2 protein-coding genes and 1 other RNA gene are annotated in these 6038 nt (G+C 70.6%); 2 read left to right on the top strand and 1 reads right to left on the bottom strand.

Annotation, left to right across the window (positions count from 1 at the left end):
- Nucleotides 1–3198: UvrD-helicase domain-containing protein (locus tag AC6EI8_RS23310; protein WP_498382997.1), on the top strand; the 3198-nt coding region annotated here is incomplete at its 5' end.
- A 191-nt stretch (nucleotides 3199–3389) separates the two neighbouring features.
- Here the strand turns inward: AC6EI8_RS23310 and ffs are convergent.
- Nucleotides 3390–3488, bottom strand: an RNA gene (gene ffs / locus AC6EI8_RS23305) — signal recognition particle sRNA small type.
- A 215-nt stretch (nucleotides 3489–3703) separates the two neighbouring features.
- Here ffs and AC6EI8_RS23300 point away from each other — a divergent pair.
- Nucleotides 3704–6038 (top strand): adenosylcobalamin-dependent ribonucleoside-diphosphate reductase (locus AC6EI8_RS23300; RefSeq protein ID WP_498382996.1); only part of this gene is annotated, 2335 nt, incomplete at its 3' end.

The following is a 6038-nucleotide window of genomic DNA, read 5'->3' as shown; positions in this document are numbered from 1 at the left end:
GCGGCGCTGCGCGAGGATGCGCTGCGCATGAAGCGCGAGGCGTGGGCGCCGTTCTGGCGCGGGCTGTCCGCGCCCGAGGCGGCGCCGTACCGGGAAGCCTACGAGCGCCTGGTCGATGCGATCGGCGAATTCTCGGCGCGCGCGCTGCTCGACGCGATGTTCCACGCGCGCAGCGAATGGTGGGCGATGCGCGAGGCCGCGCCCGATGAAGATCCCGCCGAGCGGCTGGCGGACGATCTGGGCGACGACGCGCGCATCGACGTGCTGGCACAGGCGATGGCCGACGCGGCGCTGCGCGCCGACTGCGAGGCGCTGGCGGCTTCGCTGTCCCAGGCGGGCAAGACCGAGCAGGGCCATGCCGATCGCATCGGCGCCGCGCTGGCGGCAATGCGGACCTGGGCGGAGGCCGGCGCGCTCAGCGGGCAGCCGGCGCAGGACGCGTTCGGCTGCTGCTGGGAGGCCTTCTTCACCGGCAAGGGCGAGCCTCGCGCGCTGCGGCGCACCGCGGCGCTGGTCAAGGCCGCAGGAGGAGAGGCCGAGGCCGACGCGCTGCTGGCCAGGCACGCGGCACTGTGCGACGCCTTGCGGCAGGTCGCCGCGCGCCGTTGCGAGGCGGCGGTGCTGGCGCTCAATCGCGATCTCTATCTGCTGGGCGACACGCTGCTGGCGCGCTATCAGGAGCACAAGGGCCAGCAGCGCGCGATGGACTTCGCCGACCTTGAATGGCTGGCGGCGCGGCTGATGCGCGACGAGCAGACCGCGACCTATCTGCAGGTGCGGCTCGACGCGCGCTATCGCCATCTGCTGCTCGACGAATTCCAGGACACCAACCCGCTGCAATGGCGCATCCTGCAGGGCTGGCTGGCCGGCTATCAGGATCTGGCGGAACGGCCGACGGTGTTCCTGGTGGGCGATCCGAAGCAATCGATCTATCGCTTCCGGCGTGCCGACGCGCGGCTGTTCGACGTCGCGCGGCAGATGCTGCAGCGCGAGTTCGGCGCGACGGTGCTGCGCACCAACCGCACCCGCCGCAACAGCGGCAGCGTGCTGCGCTGGGTCAATGCGGTGTTCGACCAGGCGCGCGCGGAAGGACGCTATCCGCTGTACGAAACGCAGACCACCGCGCTGGACCAGCAGGGCGGGCCGGTGTGGCTGCTGCCGCTGGTTCCGGCGAACGGCAACGGCGGCAACGGCGGCAGCGACGGCAATGGCGGCAATGGCGGCAATGGCGAGGACGGCAACGGCAACGGCAACGGCAACGGCAACGGCGACGCCAACATCGCCCCCGATTCCCGGGACACGCTGACACAGCCGCGCACGCCGCTGGGCGATTCGCCGCGCTTCGAGGAGGGCCGCCGCGTCGCCGCGTGGCTGCGCCATCTGCGCGCGACCGTGCCGGTCCAAGAGGGCGACGGCCAGCGTCCGGCCTGCTGGCGCGACATCACGCTGCTGGTCCGGCGCAAGAGCTATCTGGCCGACTACGAGCGCGCCTTCCGCGAGGCCGGCATTCCCTGCCTGAGCCCGCGCCGAGGCGGCCTGCTGGCCACGCTCGAGGCGCTGGACCTGTCGGCGCTGCTGGCCTTCCTGATGACGCCCGAGTCCGACCTCGATCTCGCGCACGTGCTGAAGAGCCCGCTGGTGGGCGCCTGCGACGAAGACCTGATCGCGATCGCGCGGCTGGCAGGCAACCGCCGCTGGTGGCCGACGCTGTCGGCCGGCGAGGTTCCGCAGCACGCGTCTGCGGCCTTGCGCGAAGGACTGGCGCGCCTGCGCGGCTGGCTCGAGATCGCGCCGCATCGGCCGGTGCACGACCTGATCGACCACATCTATCACACCGGCGAGGTGCGCCGCCGCTATGCGCAGGCCGCTCCCGCGGAAATCCGCGAGCAGGTGCTGGCCAATCTCGACGCGTTCCTGAAGCTGTCGCTGGATCTCGACGGCGGCCGCTATCCGAGCCTGCCGAAGTTCATCGACGAGCTGCAGGCGATCCGCCGCGGCGACGAGGACGAGAGCCCCGACGAAGGCGGCATGGGCGATGCGGCGGAAGCCGAGGCCGACGAGCCCGAGGGCGCCGACGACAGCAATGGCACGCTCGACGCGGTGCGCATCCTGACCGTGCACGCGGCCAAGGGGCTGGAGGCGCCGTTCGTGGTGCTGCTCGACGCCAATCACAGCGAGCCGGCCGCCGATCGCGCCGGCATCCTGATCGACTGGCCGCCGTCGGCCACCGCGCCGGTGCATTTCTCCGCGTACGGCAAGCGCTCCGAGCGTGGGCTGGCGCGCGCGGCGCGCTTCGACGAGCAGGCCGCGCTGGCCGAACGCGAGAACTGGAACCTGCTCTATGTCGCGATGACGCGCGCCCGCCAGGGGCTGATCGTCAGCGGCATCCAGCGCAACGGCAAGGGCGCGGGCGACGGCGAACCGGGCAGCGAGATCGCCGGCAGCTGGTATGTGCGCCTGCAGGTCGCGGATGTCGGCGAGCCGGTGCCGCCGCTGCCGGACGATTACGTCGGCGTGCGTGGTGTCGCGTCGGGCGGCGTGGAAGGGCCGATCCGCTTCACCGACTTCCGCGCGCGCTATCGCGATGCGCAACCCATGGCGCCGCGCGAAGCCGTCGGTGCCGAGGGTGAGGAAGAGGACGAAGAGCGCGACGACGAGATCGTCTTCGATGCCGCCGCCGCTCGCCATGGCGAACTGGTGCATGCGCTGCTCGAACGGATCACGCGCTACCCCGGCGCCTACGACGGCGTGCCCGATGCCGAGGCGGTGATGCGCTGGTTTCCGCTGGCCGGAGCCGGCAGCCAGCAGGCGCGCACCGAGTGGCGCGAGCAGGCCGAGGCCGCCGTGCAGGCGGTACGCACCATGCTGAACGCGCCCGCGCTGCGTCCGCTGTTGCTGGCCGAGGGCGCGCTGGGCGCGCGCAACGAGGTCGAACTGTATGGCGCGCAGGGGCGCCTGCTGCGGATCGACCGGCTGGTCGAATACGCCGATCGCGTGGTGGTGGTCGACTACAAGCTGCGCCTGCTGCCGCAGGAGCACGCCGGCTACGCGGCGCAGTTGCGTCGCTACGAGGCCGCGCTGCGGCCGATGTTCCCGGGCCGGCGCATCGAGTCGGGCATCGCCACCGCGGACGGCGAATGGATCGCGTTGGGGCAACTGTCGGCGCCACCGCCGCCGCGGCAGGCGTCGCTGTTCTGACGGCAGCAGGGCAGCGGCAAACGGCGATAAGATGGCGCGTGAGCTACGGGCGAGGGGATAGACTACGGGCGAGCGCGGTCACTCGGCAAGTCGTCGCAACGAAGCGTGGGAACGCGGTGGGAATCGTGGCGTCGCGGCATGCCGCCGTGGCCAGCAGGGAAAACGAAGGGGAAGGAAAGACAGGAAGGAAGGGGGACGAGCCTGACCCTCGGCACTGGCGGAAAACGGCTGTGGCTGCTTCGTTCCCGACCTGACCAGGTTGACCGCGCCGCCATGCGAGGAGGCCCGTCCGACCGGCATTGTAACCCAGAGTGCGTGCGTCGCGCGAAAAGCCGTCGTCGGCATTGCCAGATGGCATCGCGGAACGGCATGGCGGGGTGGCATCGAGACCCGATATCCGCATGCCGGATGCGGCAGGGGCGAACGGCAAATGACGGCGCGAATGACGGCGCGAATGACGGTGCGAATCCAACGGCGCCGACAAGGGCGAGAGGTGAGCTGACCGATGAATGCCAACGAACAGATGATGCAGGCCGTGCTGCCGCCGCAGGAAATCTCGGTCGAGGTGCTGCGCGAGAAGTACGCCAAGGGCGAGGAACGCAGCGCGGCCGATGTGCGCGCCCGCGTGGCGCGCGCGCTGGCCGAGGCCGAGCCCGAGGCGCAGCGCGAACGCTGGGCCCAGCGTTTTCTTGCCGCGCTCGAAGGCGGCTTCGTGCCGGCCGGGCGCATCCATTCCGCGGCGGGCACGCGCATCGAGGCCACGCTGATCAACTGCTTCGTGCAGCCGGTCGGCGACGCGGTGTCCGAGACCGTGGACGGCAAGCCCGGCATCTACGCCGCGGTGGCGCAGGCCGCCGAGACCATGCGCCGCGGCGGCGGAGTCGGCTACGACTTCTCGGCGATCCGTCCCTCGGGCGCGCTGGTGCGCGGCACCCATTCGCGCGCCTCGGGCCCGGTCTCGTTCATGAAGGTGTTCGATGCCTCGTGCGCCACCGTCGAATCGGCCGGCGCGCGGCGCGGCGCGCAGATGGGCGTGCTGCGCGCCGATCATCCCGATATCGAGGCTTTCATCCACGCCAAGGACCGCGGCGAGCTGACCAACTTCAATCTGTCGATCGGCGTCGACGATGCCTTCATGCAGGCGGTCGAGGACGATGGCGAGATCGACCTGGTCCACGTCGCCGAGCCGGCGCCCGAGACGATCGCCGCCGGCGCCTGGCGCCGCGATGACGGCATGTGGGTGTACCGGCGCGTGCCGGCGCGGCAGCTGTGGGATCAGGTCATGCAGGCGACCTACGATCACGCCGAGCCGGGCATCCTGTTCCTGTCGCACATCAACGACGACAACAACCTCCATTACTGCGAACGCATCGAGGCCACCAATCCGTGCGCCGAGCAGCCGCTGCCGGCCTACGGCTGCTGCGACCTGGGTTCGATCGACCTGACCCGTTTCGTGCGCGGTCCGTTCAGCGAGGCCGCGTCCTTCGACTTCGACGGCTTCCGCGCGCTGGTCGCGGTGGCGGTGCGGATGCTGGACAACGTGCTCGACGTCACCTATTGGCCCCTGCCGGAACAGCGCGCCGAGGCGATGGCCAAGCGCCGCATCGGCCTCGGTTTTCTGGGCCTGGGCAGCGCGCTGGTGATGCTGGGCGTGCGCTACGACAGCGAGGCGGGCCGCGCGCTGGCAGCGCGCATCGCGCAGACGCTGCGCGATGCCGCCTATCTGGCCTCGACCGAACTGGCGCGCGAGAAGGGCGCCTTCCCGCTGTTCGATGCCGACGCCTATCTGCGGAGCGGCTTCGCCAGCCGGCTGCCCGAGCCGGTGCGGGCCGCGATCCGCGCGCATGGCATCCGCAATTCGCATCTGCTGTCGATCGCGCCGACCGGCACCATCACGCTGGCCTTTGCCGACAACGCCTCCAACGGCATCGAGCCGGCGTTCTCGTGGACCTACCAGCGGCGCAAGCGGATGGGCGACGACAGCTACAAGGTCTACGAGGTCGCCGACCATGCCTGGCGCCTGTACCGTCATCTGGGCGGCGATGTCGAGCAGCTGCCGGACAGCTTCGTCACCGCGCTGCAGATGTCCGCGCTCGATCATATGAAGATGCTGGAGGCGGTGCAGCCCTATATCGACACCAGCATCAGCAAGACCGTCAACGTGCCGGAGGACTATCCGTACGAAGCCTTCCGCAACCTGTATCTGGAGGCGTGGAAGGCCGGGCTGAAGGGCCTGGCCACCTATCGGCCCAATCGCGTGCTGGGCGCGGTGCTGTCGGTCGCGGAGGCGGCGGGGCAGGGCACGGCGGGCACGGCCGGCGCAGCGGCCGCAACAGGCGCCAATGGCGACGATCCGCTGCGCAAGCCCTTCGAGAGCCGGCCGGTGGGCGATCTGGAGGGCGTGACGTCCAAGGTCGAGTACCTGACCTACGAGGGCCACAAGACCGTCTACCTGACCGTCAACTTCATGCGCGTCGACGGCGTGGTCGACGGCAGGCCCGTGACGATCGAGCGGCCGGTCGAGTTCTTCATGCCGGCCGGCCAGCGCAGCGAAGGCCAGCAATGGATTACCTCGACGATGCGGCTGCTGTCGATGGTGGCGCGCTCGGGCGGCTCGATCGCCAAGGCGCTGGCCGACATGCGCAACGTGGTGTGGGACAAGGGCACGGTGCGCTATGGCACGCTGACGCGGCAGGACGGCACCGAGGTGCCGCGCTTCCACGATTCCGAGGTGGCGGCGCTCGGCTACGCGCTGCAGCGCATCCTGATCAAGCGCGGCTTTCTCGATGCGGAGGGGCAACAGGTGCCCGTCGCCGCTCTGGCCGAGCGGCTGGCGCAGC

This window comes from Cupriavidus sp. R6-3, from assembly GCF_059772245.1.
Note: the sequence above shows the minus strand (reverse complement) of the source record. Positions and strands in the feature narration are given on the sequence as shown.